This is a genomic window from Streptomyces sp. NPDC048566 (assembly GCF_043199735.1).
Classification (GTDB): Bacteria; Actinomycetota; Actinomycetes; order Streptomycetales; family Streptomycetaceae; genus Streptomyces.
The window spans coordinates 359,363-372,940 of the sequence record NZ_JBICWL010000002.1 but is presented as its reverse complement, the minus strand read 5'-3'; the positions used below and the strand labels follow the sequence as shown (position 1 = coordinate 372,940).

Sequence of the window (13,578 nt, the reverse complement as noted above, 5' to 3'; positions counted from 1 at the left end):
ACCGCGCCGTCCGGCGCACCGGCCGCGGCTCGCGACGCGGGAGGCCGTGCCCCGGCCCCGCCGTGTCCGGTCGATCCGGGTCGCGCACGGGGGCGACGGGGTGTCAGGGCCGTGCGCGTCGAGCGTCCACCCAGGTGAGCGCGGCCGGACCTCGAAAGGAGCGTCCCCGGGCACGGGCGGCGGCCGGACGCCGGGGGCCGGCCCCGGAAGCGCGGCTGCCCGGCCGGGTGTCCGCAGGCGGAGACGGGCGACGGGCGCGGAGTGCGCCCGTCGCCCGTCTCCGCGTCCGATGCGTTACAGCGCGACGCCCAGGAGAGCGTCCACCGCGCGCGAGACGATGCCCGGGGCCCCTTCGTCCGTACCGCCGACGGCGTGCTGGAGCGCCGCCCAGCGATCGACCGCGGCGAGCGCGGCGGGGGCGTCCAGGTCGTTCGCGAGGGCTGCGCGGATCTCGTCGACGAGGGCCTCGGCCGGCGGGCCGTCGGGGCGCGAGACGGCGGCCCGCCAGTCCTCCAGCCGGGCGACCGCCTCGGCGAGGACGGCGTCCGTCCACTCCCAGTCGGCACGGTAGTGGTGCGCGAGGAGCGCCAGGCGGATCGCGGCGGGGTCGACGCCCTCGCGCCGCAGCGCGGAGACGAAGACGAGGTTGCCCTTCGACTTCGACATCTTCTCGCCGTCGAGGGCGACCATGCCCGCGTGCACGTACGCCTTGGCCATCGGGAACTCGCCGGTCAGCACCTGGGCGTGCGAGGCGCCCATCTCGTGGTGCGGGAAGGCGAGGTCGGAGCCGCCGCCCTGCACGTCGAAGCCCATGCCGAGGTGGTCGAGGGCGATGGCGACGCACTCGATGTGCCAGCCGGGACGTCCCCGGCCCAGCGAGCCGCCGTCCCAGCTCGGCTCGCCCTCGCGGGCGGCCATCCACAGCATCGGGTCGAGGGGGTTCTTCTTGCCGGCCCGGTCCGGGTCGCCGCCGCGCTCGGCGGAGAGCCGCCGCATCGTCGCGGCGTCCAGGCCGGAGACCTTGCCGAAGTCGGGGTCCGACTCGACGGAGAAGTAGACGTCGCCGTCCAGTTCGTAGGCCGCCCCGGCGTCCCGCAGCCGCTCGACGAGCGGCACGATGCCGGGTATGGCCTCGACGGCGCCTATGTAGTGCTGCGGCGGGAGCATCCGCAGGGCGGTCATGTCCTCGCGGAACAGGGCGGTCTCCTTCTCCGCGAGCCCCACCCAGTCGACGCCGTCGCGCTCGGCCCGCTCCAGCAGCGGATCGTCGACGTCGGTCACGTTCTGGACGTAGTGGACCTGCCGCTTGGTGTCGAGCCACACGCGCTGCACGAGGTCGAACGCGGTGTAGGTGGCCGCGTGCCCCATGTGGGTCGCGTCGTAGGGCGTGATGCCGCAGACGTAGATACGGGCGACGGGACCGGGGCGGAGGGTGACGAGGCCACCCGTCGCGGTGTCGTGGATCCGGAGGTCGCGGCCCTCACCGGGCAGGGCGGGGACGTCGGAAGCGGGCCAGGCATGCATGCCTTGAGACTAACCGGACGGACCTTCCGCATACGAACCGGGCGGCCCCGGTTGGCCGGGAAGGCCCTCTTGCGCCGGCCCGGCCGCCGCGGGTGCCGCGGCCGGGTGCCGCTACACCGGCGGCCAGGGAATGGCGGGCCACGCGCCACCGGGCTCCGGGTGCCGGCCGGACGCCAGCAGGGCGTCCACCCGCGCGCGCGTGGCCTCGGTCTCGGCGCCGGTGAGCAGTTCCGCCAACCGGGTGGCCAGCGGCGCGCCCGGGGCCAGCGCGTCCCGCAGCACGGCGAGGACCTCCGCCGCCTCGTCCGTGAGCGGCTCTCCGGCCCAGCCCCACAGCAGCGTCCGCAGCTTGTTCTCGGCGTTGAAGGTGACGCCGTGGTCGATGGCGTAGAGCCGCCCCCCGGGCGCGGGGAGCAGATGGCCGCCCTTGCGGTCGGCGTTGTTGATCACCGCGTCGAGCACGGCGAGCCGCCGCAGCCGGGGGTCGTCGGCGTGCACCAGCAGGGCCGTCTCTCCGTCACCGACCTCGGCGAACCCGATGGCCTTCCATCCGTCGGCCGGCTCCTCCCCCGCCACGAGCGCGAGGAGCCCGTCCCCGTCCTCGTCCGCCGAGGGCTCGATCCACAGCTGGCACATGCCCTCGCCGTAGGGGCCGTCGCGCAGCACCGTGGGCGGCACGAGCCCCCAGCCGGTCGCCTCCGACACCGCGTACGCCGCGACCTCGCGCCCGGCGAGGGTGCCGTCGGGGAAGTCCCACAGCGGACGCTCGCCGGCGACGGGCTTGTAGACGCAGAGCGCCTCCCGGCCCTCGAAGGACACGGAGCACTGCAGCACCGCGTTCGACGCCTCGCGGATGCGGCCGCGCACGGTCAGCTCGCCCCGGGCGAGCAGCTCGGCCGTCGTCACGCTCCGCGGCGGTATCCGTTCTGGCGCGGACATACGTGTCCTTCCGGGTCGAGCGGGAGGCTGCACAGCGGGCAGGGCGGGCGGCCGGCGTTGACGACGTCGAGCGCCCGCTTGGCGAAGGCACGGGCCTGGGCGCCGGTGAGGCGGACGCGGAGCATCGGCGGGCCGTTCTCCTCGTCCTGGAGGAGCCGCTCCTCCGCCTCGGCGAGGTCCTCGTCGGAGTCCGCCTCCAGCTCGACGAGGGCCTGCGCCTCGACGATCATGCGCTGCTCGTCGCCGTCCCAGGCCAGCGCCATGGTGCCGACACGGAACTCCTCCTCGACGGGGGTGTCGAGCGGAGCGGTGTCGGACACCTCGGTGGGGGCAACGGCGGGGACCGGGGCGCTGCCGCCGGTGCGCCGCACGACCTCGTCGAGCAGTTCCTCCATCCGCTCGGCGAGTGCGGCCACCTGCGTCTTCTCCAGCGCCACACTCGTCACCCGGGGCCCCGAGGTGGCCTGCAGGAAGAAGGTACGGCGCCCGGGCAACCCGACCGTACCGGCCACGAAGCGGTCCGGGGGGTCGTAGAGGAACACCTGACGGGACACGTCCTGTCTCCATTGGATCGGCATGAGGACCGGCTGACCGCGCGGTCCCGCATCGGCTGCTGAGAACTGGCTGACGACTACTGCGCTGCTTCGACCGCTTCACCCTACTGCGGCCGACGATCACGGTGCGCCCGCACCACCCCCCACCGGGGCGTCGCCGCTCGGGCGTTCCTCGTGGGGCGCGAGGGACGCGAGGTCGCCGGTGTCCCCGAGCCGCACGAGAAACGGCCTCAGCCGGGTGTAACGGATCGCGGTGATGGAACAAGGTTCTACGGAGATCCGCTGGAAGAGGTCGAGATGAAGCCCGAGTGCGTCGGCGACGAGCGCCTTGATGATGTCCCCGTGCGAGCACATGAGATAGACCGCGTCGCCGCCGTGGTCGCGCTCCACGCGCGCGTTCCACTCGCGCACCGCCTCGGCGGCCCGGGTCTGCATGGCCCGCATCGACTCGCCGCCCGGGAACGCGGCGGCGGAGGGGTGCGCCTGGACGACCTCCATCAGCGGCTCGTCGGTGAGTTCGGCCAGTTTGCGGCCGGACCAGTCGCCGTAGTGGGCCTCGCCGATGCGCTCGTCGGTGTGCGCGGGCACCTCGGGGCGGGCCTCGCGCAGCGGCCGGACGGTCTCCTGGCAGCGTTGCAGAGGACTGGCGACGATCTCGGCGATCGGCAGCCCGGCGAGCCGCCCGGGCAGCGCCGCGGCCTGCCGGGTGCCGCGCTCGTCGAGGGCGACGCCGGGCGTCCAGCCGGCGAGCAGTCCCGCGGTGTTGGCGGTGGAACGTCCGTGCCGGACGAGGATCAGGGTGGGCATGCGGCCCAGGGTAAACGGACGGTCCGCGGACCCGGAGCGCGCCGTGGACGGCGGCGGCCGGAGTGCGCCGGGGCCACAACGACAGGAGAATGCGCTCCGTGATCGTCGACTGCGCCATCTACCGCGACGGGAAGCGGACCGAGGGTCCGGACGACCTGTCCGACGCTCTCGCCCAGTGCCGGGCCGAGGGCGACGCCTTCGTGTGGATCGGGCTGTACGAGCCCACCGAGCGGGAGTTCGACCTGGTCACCGAGGAGTTCGGACTGCACCCGCTGGCCGTGGAGGACGCCCTCAAGGCGCATCAGCGGCCCAAGCTGGAGACCTACGACGACTCGCTCTTCATGGTGCTGAAGCCGGTGTCGTACGAGCCCGAGAGCGACGCCGTCTCCTCCGGCGAGGTGATGGTGTTCCTCGGGGACTCGTTCGTGGTGACGGTGCGGCACGGCGAGGAGTCGCCGCTCGCGGCGGTGAGGCGGCGCCTGGAGTCGGACCCCGAGATGCTGCGGCACGGGCCGACGGCGGTGCTCTACTCGATCGCGGACGCCACGGTGGACCACTATCTGGAGGTGGCCACCGAGCTGGGCACCGACCTGGAGGAGCTGGAGGCGGAGGTCTTCTCCCCGCAGCAGGGCGGCTCCCGCACCACCGCCTCGCGCATCTACGCGTTCAAGCGGCAGGTCCAGGAGTTCCGCCGGGCCACGGTGCCGCTGGCGGCGCCGCTGACCCGGCTGTCGGGGCCGGGCCTGGCGACCGCGGCGGTGCCGTTCGTCAACACCGAGGCGCAGCCCTTCTTCCGGGACGTCAACGACCACCTGACGCGCGTCAACGAGTCGGTGGAGGGCCTGGACCGGCTGGTGTCCGACATCCTCTCGGCGCACCTGGCGCAGATGAGCGTGCGGCAGAACGACGACATGCGGAAGATCTCCGCCTGGGCCGCCATGGCGGCGGTGCCCACGATGCTCGCGGGCGTCTACGGCATGAACTTCGACCACATGCCCGAACTCCACTGGGTGTGGTCGTACCCGGCCGTCGTGGCGGTCATGGTCGTGCTGGAGGTGTTGCTGTACCGGCAGTTCAAGCGCCGGGGCTGGCTGTAGCACCGGGCGCTGCCGCCGCGGAGGCTCAGGCGAACTCGGCGGCGGTGGCGGCGGGTCCGTCGAGCGCGCCGCGCCGCTCCGGCATCCTCAGCGAGACCATGCGGCGCCAGCCCACGGCCCGCTCGTAGACGTGGGCGGCGTGGATGCCCGCCGCGAGCGCGGCGGCCCTGGCGCGGGACCAGCCGAGGATGTGCCCCATGTGGTCCATCACGGCGAGGCTCACGTCGCGGTAGACGCGGATCTCGGCGTGGGCGCAGGTCCGCAGCGTCCGCCGGATCGCTCGCCCGTGCCCGGCGCGGGCGAGCCGCAGCAGTTCCTCGTGGCAGTAGGCGAGGTGGTTGTCCTCGTCGTTGGAGATCATCTTCACCGCGCGCCCGAGGTCGGGGTGGTCCGCGAAGTGCTTGCGCAGCAGCCGCATCTGCTCGGAGGCGCGCTGTTCGGTGACCCGGCTGTGGGCCAGGTAGGTGACGAGGTCCCGCACGGTGAGCGGACGGTCCTCCCTGAGCCTGCTGTGCGCCAGTCCGATGCCGCGGCGCTCCAGCAGCATCGTGTAGTCGGTGTCGGCGGGGACCTCGACGGGCTCCAGGCCGCGCTTCCTCATCAGCGCGTTGAAGATGCGCCCGTGCTTGTCCTCGTCGGCGCCGTGGCGGGCGATCCTGGGCGCGAGGTCGCGTTCGCTCGCGGGGACCAGCGCGGCGATCCTGGCGTTCTCCCAGCCGCCCTGGGCCTCCCCGCCGGCCGCGATGGAGCAGAAGAGGCGGAACGACTCGTCGTGGTCGACGATCTCCTGGAACAGGTTCTTGGCCGACAGCATCTCTGACACCTCTCTGCAGGGGCCCGCAGAAAACGAGTCAAATAGGACGTGGCCGACCCGGCAACCGATGCGCCGGACGAATCCGCCGAACGACGGACGGGAAACCCGGCGCCGGGGCGTAACCACCGGCCCCGCGCGGCGTTGTTCCCCGTGACGGCCGTGGCGGGGAAGACCCCCCGAGCCCCCACCACGGCCGCAGACCTCCCCCGGCCTCCGTCGCACCACCCGCTAGAGTGCGCGAACCCTTCCGGTCAGGGCACTAGGCCAGTCCGGCACGCTCCAGGGCGTCGGAGCCGGCGCGCAGCGCGGCGATCCGCTCGTCCAGCGTGAACCCGGCCGGGGCCAGCGTGAGCGTGGTGACGCCGGCGGCGGCGTACGCGGCCATCCGGTCGGCGATGCGGTCCACCGAGCCCAGCAGGGTCGTCTGGTCGATCAGGGCGTGCGGGATGGCCGCCGCCGCGCCCTCCTTGTCGCCGGTCAAGTACTTGTCCTGGATCTCGGCGGCCTCCTTCTCGTAGCCCATGCGCTGGGCGAGCCGGTTGTAGAAGTTCTGCTTGCGGCTGCCCATGCCGCCGACGTAGAGCGCGGTGTAGGGGCGGAACGTGTCGGCGAGGGCGGGGACGTCCTTGTCGTCTCCGAGGGCGAGCGGCAGGGTCGGGCAGACGTCGAAGCCGTCCATGGTCAGGCCGGCCTTCGCCCGGCCCGCGCGCAGGTGGCCCACCGCGGTCTCCTCAAGGTGCTCGGCCGAGGGGAAGATGAGCAGGGCGCCGTCGGCGATCTCGCCGGTCTGCTCCAGGTTCTTCGGGCCGATCGCGGCGATGTACAGCGGAATGTGCTCGCGCTCGGGGTGCACCGTGAGCTTCAGCGGCTTGCCCGGACCGCCCGGCAGCGGCAGCGTCCAGTGCTCGCCCTCGAACGACAGCCGCTCGCGCGTCATGGCCTTGCGCACGATCTCCACGTACTCCCGGGTGCGGGACAGCGGCTTGTCGAACGTGACGCCGTACCAGCCCTCGGAGACCTGCGGGCCGGAGACGCCGAGGCCGAGCCGGAAGCGGCCGCCCGACAGGGAGTCGAGGGTGGCGGCGGTCATCGCCGTCATCGCGGGCTGCCGGGCCGGGATCTGGAAGATGGCCGAGCCGACGTCGATGCGCTCGGTCTGGGCGGCGACCCAGCTGAGCACGGTGGCCGCGTCGGACCCGTAGGCCTCCGCGGCCCAGCAGACGGCGTACCCGAGCCGGTCGGCCTCCTGGGCCACGGCGAGATTGTCCGCGTCCATTCCCGCGCCCCAGTAACCGAGGTTGATGCCGAGCTGCATGGCCGAATCCCCTTACCGATCAGTAACGTCCCTTGGCCGAGACCCTAGCGCGCGGGTGGCCCGGTCGGGGAGCGGCGGCTTCGGCCTTCCGCGTCCGGCCCCGGCGGCGTCGCGGGCGGACTCCCTCCGCACGCCCCGCACCGGGGCGGCACCGCCCCGCCGCACCGTCCGTGCGCCCGCGTGCGCCGGTCTGCCGTCCGCACCGGGACCCCGGGACGCCCGGGGGCGCCGAACGGTCGGAATTCGGTTGTCCACAGGCCCCCACGCGGCCGGTTCCGGACAGTAATCTCGGCGTTCATGGAGCAGAGGCATCTCGGCCGTACCGGCCTGCGCGTGTCCCGGATCGGACTCGGCACCCTCACCTGGGGCCGGGACACCGACGAGCACGACGCCGCGGACCTGTTGAAGACGTTCTGGGAGGCGGGCGGAACGCTCGTGGACACCGCGGACGTGTACGGCGACGGAGAGGCCGAGTACCTGCTGGGGCGCCTGGTGGAGGGCCTGGTGCCGCGCCGGGACCTCGTCATCTCGACGAAGGCCGGCAGCGTGCCCGATCCCGAGCGCCGGTTCGACGGCTCGCGCAGCCACCTGCTGTCCGCGCTGGACGCCTCGCTGGAGCGGCTGGGCACCGACCACGTGGATCTGTGGCAGGTGCACGCCTACGACGCCGGCACACCGCTGGAGGAGACGCTCCAGGCCCTCGACCTGGCCGTCAGCAGCGGCCGCGCGCGCTACGCCGGCGTGTCCACCTTCTGCGGCTGGCAGCTCGCCAAGGCGGCCACCTGGCAGCTCGCCGCCCCCGGCATACGCACCCGGCTGGCCGGCACGCAGATGGAGTACTCCCTGCTCCAGCGGGGCGTCGAGCGGGAGGTGCTGCCCGCCGCGCTGGACCTGGGGATCGGTCTGCTGCCCTCCTCCCCGCTCGGCCGCGGCGTGCTCACCGGCAAGTACCGGGCCGGCACTCCCGCGGACTCGCGCGGGGGCTCGGAGCACCTCGCCCCGTTCGTCGCGCCCTACCTCGACGAGACGGCGAACCGTGTCGTGGACGCGGTGTCGATCGCGGCGGACGGCCTCGCCGTGACGCCGCTCCAGGTGGCGCTGGCCTGGGTCCGCGACCGGCCCGGGGTCGCCGCGCCGATCGTCGGCGCGCGCAACGCGCAGCAGCTCACGGCCGCTCTGTCAGTGGAGACCCTTAGTCTTCCTGACGAGATCTGCCGGGCGCTCGACGACGTGTCGGCCCCGGTGCACCACTATCCCGATCACGACTGGAGCACGCTGTGAGCACGGAGCCCGAGACCACGGAGGAAGCGGAGCCGGGGGCGCCGGGCGCGGAGCGGGACACGGCCGCGGCGGCGGACGGCTCCGGCCCGCACCCCGGGGGCGGGGACCGTTCCGGTGACGGGAGCACGCCGCCGGACGCGGCGGACGGCACCGACGCGCCCCGCCCCGAGGGTGAGGGCCCGGACGCGGGCACGGACCCCGCGACCGCAGCGGGCGCACACACCGGCGCGGAGTCCGGGGCCTCGACCGGGGCGGAGTCTCCGGCGGAGACCGCGGCGGCCGCAGAGGGCGAGGCCGCCGCCCAGGTGTCCGAGGCGGCGGCCGAGTTGGCTGCCCAGCGGCTGGAGCGGGAGCGGATCGAGCGGCGCAGGGCGGAGCGGCAGGCGCCCATCGAGGCCGGGACCAAGCTGAGTGGCACCGCGGCCGACCTGCTCGCCGCCGTGCGGGCCGTGGAGAGCGGCGAGAAGCCCGTGGCCACCGCCTTCCCCGGGCCGGCCCCCGCTCCGCGCCGGGTCGTTCGGGAACCGGAGCGGAGGGCGCGCCCTGAGGCGGACCGCCCGGCTCCGCCGAGCGCCGTCCCGAGCGAGGCGGTCGACGCCGTCCGCGCGGTGCTGACCGAGGCGGGCGCACCCCAGACGCTCGCCGCCCAGGCCGTCGCGGTCCTGGGCGAGGGAGCCGACGGGCAACTGCGCGAGGATCCCTGGCAGTTGCTGCGGGTCGCCGGAGTGCGGCCCGAGCCGGCCGACGGCTTCGCGCGGGCACTGCTGGGCGCCGGTTGCGGCCCGGACGACGAGCGGCGCGGCCGGGCGCTGACCGTGTGGCTCCTGGAGCAGGCCGCGGTGGCCGGGCACACGGCGCTGGACGCCTCGGCGCTCACCGCCGCGCTCGGGCGGTACGCGGTGCCCGATCCGGACGCGGCCGTGCAGGCGGCGATCGCGGAGGGCGACGCCCTGGTCTTCCAGGACGCCTTGGACGAGGGGCCCGGCGCGCCGAAGGACGACGCGGAGGAGCCGAGCGAGGAGCGCCCGGTGCGCGTCCTGATCGGCCTGGAGAGGTACGCGCTCGCCGAGGAGAGTCTCGCCGACGCACTGGGCCGGGTGATGAACTCGGTGCCCGCCTCGGACGGCCCGGCCGCCGACTGGGAACAGGCCGCCGGTGCGGCACCCCGCTCGGCCGGTGACCTGATCCGGGCCGTGGCCGCCCACGGGCTGGTCCTGCACACCGGCGGGGACGCCTCCCGGTCCGAGGTGGCGGCGCTGCTCGGCGCGGCGCGCGGCCTCGGCCTGCGCGGCTGGGTCGCGGCGCACACGCCCGACGGCCGCGACCGTCTGGCGGCGCTGGTGGACGGAGAGGAGCGCCGGGACACCGGCGGCGGCGAGCCGACCGGCACCGCCACCGTCGAGGGGCTGCTGTCCGGCGCCGAGGGGCCGGGCCGCGACGCGGACGGCGCACTGGACCTGGACGTCCTGGTCGTGCTGGACGCGCCCGCTCTCGACGTGGAGACGGCGGCCGTGCTCGCCGAGTCCGTGCCGGACGGCGCCCGCCTCGTGCTGAGCGGCGACCCGGCGCTGCTGTGGTCGGCGGGCCCCGGACGGGTCTTCGCGGACCTGCTCGCCACCCGCGCCTGCCCCCAGGTCGCCTCCCGGACACCCGATCCCGGCCCGGTGGGCGAGCTGGTCTCGGGCATCGGCGTCGGCGAGCTGGCCCAGGTCGAGGCCCCCGGCAAGGAGGTCGTGATCGTCCCGGTGCGCGACGCGGGCGAAGCGGTGCACCGCGCGGTCCAACTCGTCGCGGACTCGGTGCCCCGGGCGATCGGCATTCCCGCGGAGGAGACCCGGGTGATCACGCCCGGGCACGGTGGGGCCGTCGGCACCCGCGCGCTGAACACCGCGCTCAAGGAGCGGCTGAACCCGGGGCCCGGCCGCTTCGGGGGCTTCGACCCGGGCGACCGGATCGCCTACTCCCCCGCCCCGGGCCGGGTCCTGACCGGTCGCGTGGTGACGGCCGACGCCGCGGGGCTGCACCTGGAGTGCGCGGGCGGACCCGTCGTCGTCCCCAAGGAGCGGGTGGAGCAGACCGTGCGGCACGGCTGGGCGCTCACCGCGCACCAGGCGGTCGGGTTGCGCTGGCCCGCCGCAGTCGTGGTGCTGCCGGGGGACGCGGCGGCCTCGCTGACCCGCCCCTGGGTGTACACGGCCTTCGGGCGGGCCGAGCGGCACCTGTCCGTCGTGCACGGGGTCGAACAGGCTCTGCAGCGGGCCGTGGCCGAGGTCCCGCACAAGCCCCGCACCACTCGGCTGCCGGCTCTGCTGAAGGCCCAGGCACCGGCGCCGGCGGCGGGCTGAAGTCACCCCCCGCGACCGTGCGGACGCCGCGGGCGGTCCGCCGGGCGCGGTGCCGTGCCGGTGACCCGGCCGTGGGCGGTGGCCCGGCGACCGGCCCGGCGCGAGCGGCGCCTGCCCGGACGGCGGCGGGCGGGCGCCCGGCTCGGCCTCCCGTGCGGGAGGCGCCCGCCGGGGCACCGGAGGCCGAGCCGGGCGCCCGCTCCCGGCCGGGGCCCACGCGGACGGGGGCGGCGCTCACCCTGATCCCGGGTGACCGCCACCCCCGTACGGGCGGGCACGCCCGCTCATGCCGCTCGGCGGCGTGCGGGGCGGGCGCGCCTCAGCGATCCGCACCCACCGGGCCGCCGGCCGCGGACTTGCCGCCGGGACCGGGGTCGTCCGGATCCTCGTCGTCCGCCTCGTCGTCGAACACGGCGCTGACGTCGAAGCGGCACACCACGCTCTGCGGGTCGATCGCCTCGAACGGCGCCTCCAGCCATTCGCCGGGCTCGGGCGGTTCGTCGCCGGCCGTCACCCAGAGGGTGGAGTCGCCCTCCTCCAGCCCGAACTCCTTGTGCCGCGAGGCGATCTCGTCCGGCTCGAACTCGCCGAAGAGGATGCCGAGCGCCCCGTGCAGGGTGCCGGACGCCGCGTCGAATCCCTCGCTCGCCGTGGCGCCGTCCTCCTCCACCGCCTCCACGCGCTGGGCCTGCGCCAGCAGCCGCTGCGGTTCGACCACGGCGTAGTCCCGGCGGATCACCACGCTCAGCGTGTTCGGCTCCTCCGGTCCGGTGTAGGGCGGCAGCTCGTCGTCACCGCCGGGGATCTCGAACGGGGTGACCTCGTCGTAGCGGTCGTAGAGGAGTTCGTCGTACTCCTCGGCCGCCGCGGCGAGCTCGTTGAAGGCCTCGTACACGGCCGGGTCGTCGTCGCCCGTCCTGCGCTCGACCGCGGCCAGGTGACGGTCGAGGGCGGTCTTGACCGCCTCGGCGGCGGCTCGTACCTCGGCAGCGGTGGGCTGCACAGCATCAGACATAGTGCAGACGCTATCCGTACCGGGCCGGTGCCCGCACAATAGATGCGATGCCGGAATACGAATTTGTCGACGTGTACGTGCCGCGCGGGGTCTCCCGCAAGGAGACGACGCGCCTGCTGACGGACCATGCCGAGTACGGTCACTGGGAGTTGGACCGCCTGAGCCTGCTCCGGGACGGCAGCCGCAGAGTGCGGCTGCGCCGCCGGATCATCCGCCAGGTGCGGGCCACGTGGTGACGTGACCCGCCGGGAGGGCGTGTGGGCCCCGCGGCGCGGGGCCCACACGATCACGGCGCTCCGCCCGACGCGGCGGCGCCGCGGTGGAAGCCGTGCCCGCCCGGATCACCTCCTCGCCGCGCGCGCCCTGCGGTAGAGCACGGCACCGGCGAGCAGCGCGGCCGCTCCGGCGGGGACGACGGCGCCGACGGGCAGCTCACTGCCGGTGTGGGCGAGTTCCGCGGGGCCGTTCTCGGCCGTGGCGGGGGTCCGCACCGCGGAGTCCGCTCCCCGGTGGGCCACCTGCGAGATCCCGCCCTGGTGGCCGCCCCCGCCGACGGGCGTGGACGTGCCGCCGGTCTGCCCCGGCGTTCCCGGCCGGCCGGGGTTCCCGTTACCGCCCGGCTCACCGGGGTGGCCGTCGCCCCGGCCGTGGTGGCCGTGGTGCCCGTTCTCCTGGTGCCCGCCGTGGCCGGGCTTGCCGGGGTGCCCCGCGTGACCGCCGTGCCCGGGGTGACCCGGGTGGCCGGGGGTTCCGGGGTTGCCGCCGTGACCCGGGTGGCCGCCGTGACCCGGCGTCCCGGGGTTGCCGCCGTGACCCGGGTGGCCGGGGGTTCCCGGGTGGCCGCCGCCGGGGTGGCGGGTGGAGTGGCCGCCGGAGCCGTTCGCGCAGTCGTTGCCGGCCGCCGCGTTGCCGATGCCGATGACGTCGACACTGTTGCCGCACACGTTGACGGGGACGTCGACGGGCACCTGCACGTGGTTTCCGGAGCCGACGCCCGGTGAGCGCGAGGCGTGGCCGCCAGCGTGCGAGCCGCCGGCGGAGTGGGATCCGCCGTGGCCGCCGGCGGAGCCGCCGCGTCCGCCCTGGTCGGCACACGTGGTGCCGGCGGCCGGGTTGAGCAGCCCGACCACGTTGACGGTGTTGCCGCAGAGGTTGACCGGCGCGTGCACCGGTGCCTGCACGGTGTTGCCCGACAGCACTCCGGGCGAGTGAGCCGACGAGCCGTTCGCGCCCGAGTCGGCGTGCGCGGAGACGCCGGTCACGGCGATCACTCCACTCGCCGCGGCCACGGTGATCAGGCCCTTGCGGGTGACCTGTCGCATAGCTGTATCCCTGCCTCAGTCCTTGGGACGTGGACCATCAAGAACGCGCACACGTCCGGGTGGGGTGTGCGCGGGAGCGGGCCGGCCCCGGAGCGCATGGCGCGCACTCCGGGGCCGGCGAGCCGGACCTTCACGAAGTGACCCGCATGAGGCGAGCCCATGGGGGCGGCCCCGTCACCCGACGGGGCGCCTCGTCACTTGTTGAAGCAGGTGTTGCCGAAGGCGGGGTTCAGCAGGCCGATCACGGAGACCGTGTTGCCGCAGACGTTCACCGGGACGTGAACGGGCACCTGCACGACGTTGCCGGAGGCGACACCCGGGGAGTGCACGGCGGCACCCTGAGCACCGGAATCGGCGACGGCCAGGCCCGCACCAGCGAGAACCAGGCCACCCGTGGCGGCAGCGGCGGCGACGACCTTCTTGATCATTATTCCTCCTAGTAGGCACAAGCGATCCAAGTAGCCGATCGCAACACCTGTAACGAGGAGGGAGTAGTAGAGCTACGAGCTGATCGTCACATTCACCCGTGCCGGGCGAGCTTCGCACGGGCGGGCGAATGGCGGCG

13 protein-coding genes are annotated in these 13,578 nt (G+C 74.7%); 4 read left to right on the top strand and 9 right to left on the bottom strand.

Annotation, left to right across the window (positions count from 1 at the left end; all coding sequences use genetic code 11):
* Positions 1–294 precede the first annotated feature (294 nt).
* The 4 genes from mshC to ACGFS9_RS05490 all read right to left on the bottom strand — a co-directional run bounded on the left by mshC (position 295) and on the right by ACGFS9_RS05490 (position 3,824).
* Positions 295–1,524: a cysteine--1-D-myo-inosityl 2-amino-2-deoxy-alpha-D-glucopyranoside ligase gene (gene mshC / locus ACGFS9_RS05505; protein ID WP_393251007.1), complete on the bottom strand. Its 1,230-nt coding sequence runs from the start codon at positions 1,522–1,524 to the stop codon at positions 295–297.
* A 111-nt stretch (positions 1,525–1,635) separates the two neighbouring features.
* The gene (locus ACGFS9_RS05500; RefSeq protein ID WP_393251006.1) at positions 1,636–2,463 is read right to left on the bottom strand and encodes an SCO1664 family protein; all 828 of its coding nucleotides are present in this window, start codon (positions 2,461–2,463) and stop codon (positions 1,636–1,638) included.
* On the bottom strand, positions 2,427–3,017 hold the full coding sequence (locus ACGFS9_RS05495) for a DUF3090 domain-containing protein (protein WP_393251005.1): 591 nt from the start codon (positions 3,015–3,017) through the stop codon (positions 2,427–2,429). Before ACGFS9_RS05495 ends, ACGFS9_RS05500 begins: the two co-directional genes overlap by 37 nt.
* A 120-nt stretch (positions 3,018–3,137) precedes the next feature.
* Positions 3,138–3,824 carry a histidine phosphatase family protein gene (locus ACGFS9_RS05490; RefSeq protein WP_393251004.1) on the bottom strand — a complete coding sequence of 229 codons (687 nt, stop codon included), beginning with the start codon at positions 3,822–3,824 and terminating at the stop codon, positions 3,138–3,140.
* 98 nt (positions 3,825–3,922) lie between these two features.
* Between ACGFS9_RS05490 and corA the strand changes: the two genes are divergently transcribed.
* Complete coding sequence (gene corA / locus ACGFS9_RS05485; RefSeq protein ID WP_393251003.1) at positions 3,923–4,921, top strand: magnesium/cobalt transporter CorA; 999 nt, start codon at positions 3,923–3,925, stop codon at positions 4,919–4,921.
* A gap of 25 nt (positions 4,922–4,946) precedes the next feature.
* Here corA and ACGFS9_RS05480 read toward each other — a convergent pair whose 3' ends face one another.
* Entirely contained in the window at positions 4,947–5,735 is a 789-nt protein-coding gene (locus ACGFS9_RS05480; protein ID WP_393251002.1) for a ferritin-like domain-containing protein, read from the bottom strand.
* Between the two features lie 259 nt (positions 5,736–5,994).
* Positions 5,995–7,050: an LLM class F420-dependent oxidoreductase gene (locus ACGFS9_RS05475; protein WP_393251001.1), complete on the bottom strand. Its 1,056-nt coding sequence runs from the start codon at positions 7,048–7,050 to the stop codon at positions 5,995–5,997.
* A 297-nt stretch (positions 7,051–7,347) separates the two neighbouring features.
* Between ACGFS9_RS05475 and ACGFS9_RS05470 the strand changes: the two genes are divergently transcribed.
* The gene (locus ACGFS9_RS05470) at positions 7,348–8,331 is read left to right on the top strand and encodes an aldo/keto reductase (RefSeq protein ID WP_393251000.1); all 984 of its coding nucleotides are present in this window, start codon (positions 7,348–7,350) and stop codon (positions 8,329–8,331) included.
* Positions 8,328–10,676, top strand: a complete 2,349-nt coding sequence (locus ACGFS9_RS05465; RefSeq protein ID WP_393250999.1) for a helix-hairpin-helix domain-containing protein — start codon at positions 8,328–8,330, stop codon at positions 10,674–10,676. Before ACGFS9_RS05470 ends, ACGFS9_RS05465 begins: the two co-directional genes overlap by 4 nt.
* A 319-nt stretch (positions 10,677–10,995) precedes the next feature.
* Here the strand turns inward: ACGFS9_RS05465 and ACGFS9_RS05460 are convergent, their stop codons facing one another.
* Complete coding sequence (locus ACGFS9_RS05460; RefSeq protein WP_393250998.1) at positions 10,996–11,691, bottom strand: hypothetical protein; 696 nt, start codon at positions 11,689–11,691, stop codon at positions 10,996–10,998.
* A 47-nt stretch (positions 11,692–11,738) separates the two neighbouring features.
* Between ACGFS9_RS05460 and ACGFS9_RS05455 the strand changes: the two genes are divergently transcribed.
* Positions 11,739–11,927, top strand: a complete 189-nt coding sequence (locus ACGFS9_RS05455; protein ID WP_081223519.1) for a DUF5703 family protein — start codon at positions 11,739–11,741, stop codon at positions 11,925–11,927.
* Positions 11,928–12,032: 105 nt separating this feature from the next.
* Here ACGFS9_RS05455 and ACGFS9_RS05450 read toward each other — a convergent pair whose 3' ends face one another.
* Positions 12,033–13,013, bottom strand: a complete 981-nt coding sequence (locus ACGFS9_RS05450) for a chaplin (RefSeq protein WP_393250997.1) — start codon at positions 13,011–13,013, stop codon at positions 12,033–12,035.
* Positions 13,014–13,207: 194 nt separating this feature from the next.
* Positions 13,208–13,441, bottom strand: coding sequence for a chaplin ChpH (chpH, locus tag ACGFS9_RS05445; protein WP_393250996.1), 234 nt, complete (start codon positions 13,439–13,441; stop codon positions 13,208–13,210).
* Between the last annotated feature and the right edge of the window lie 137 nt (positions 13,442–13,578).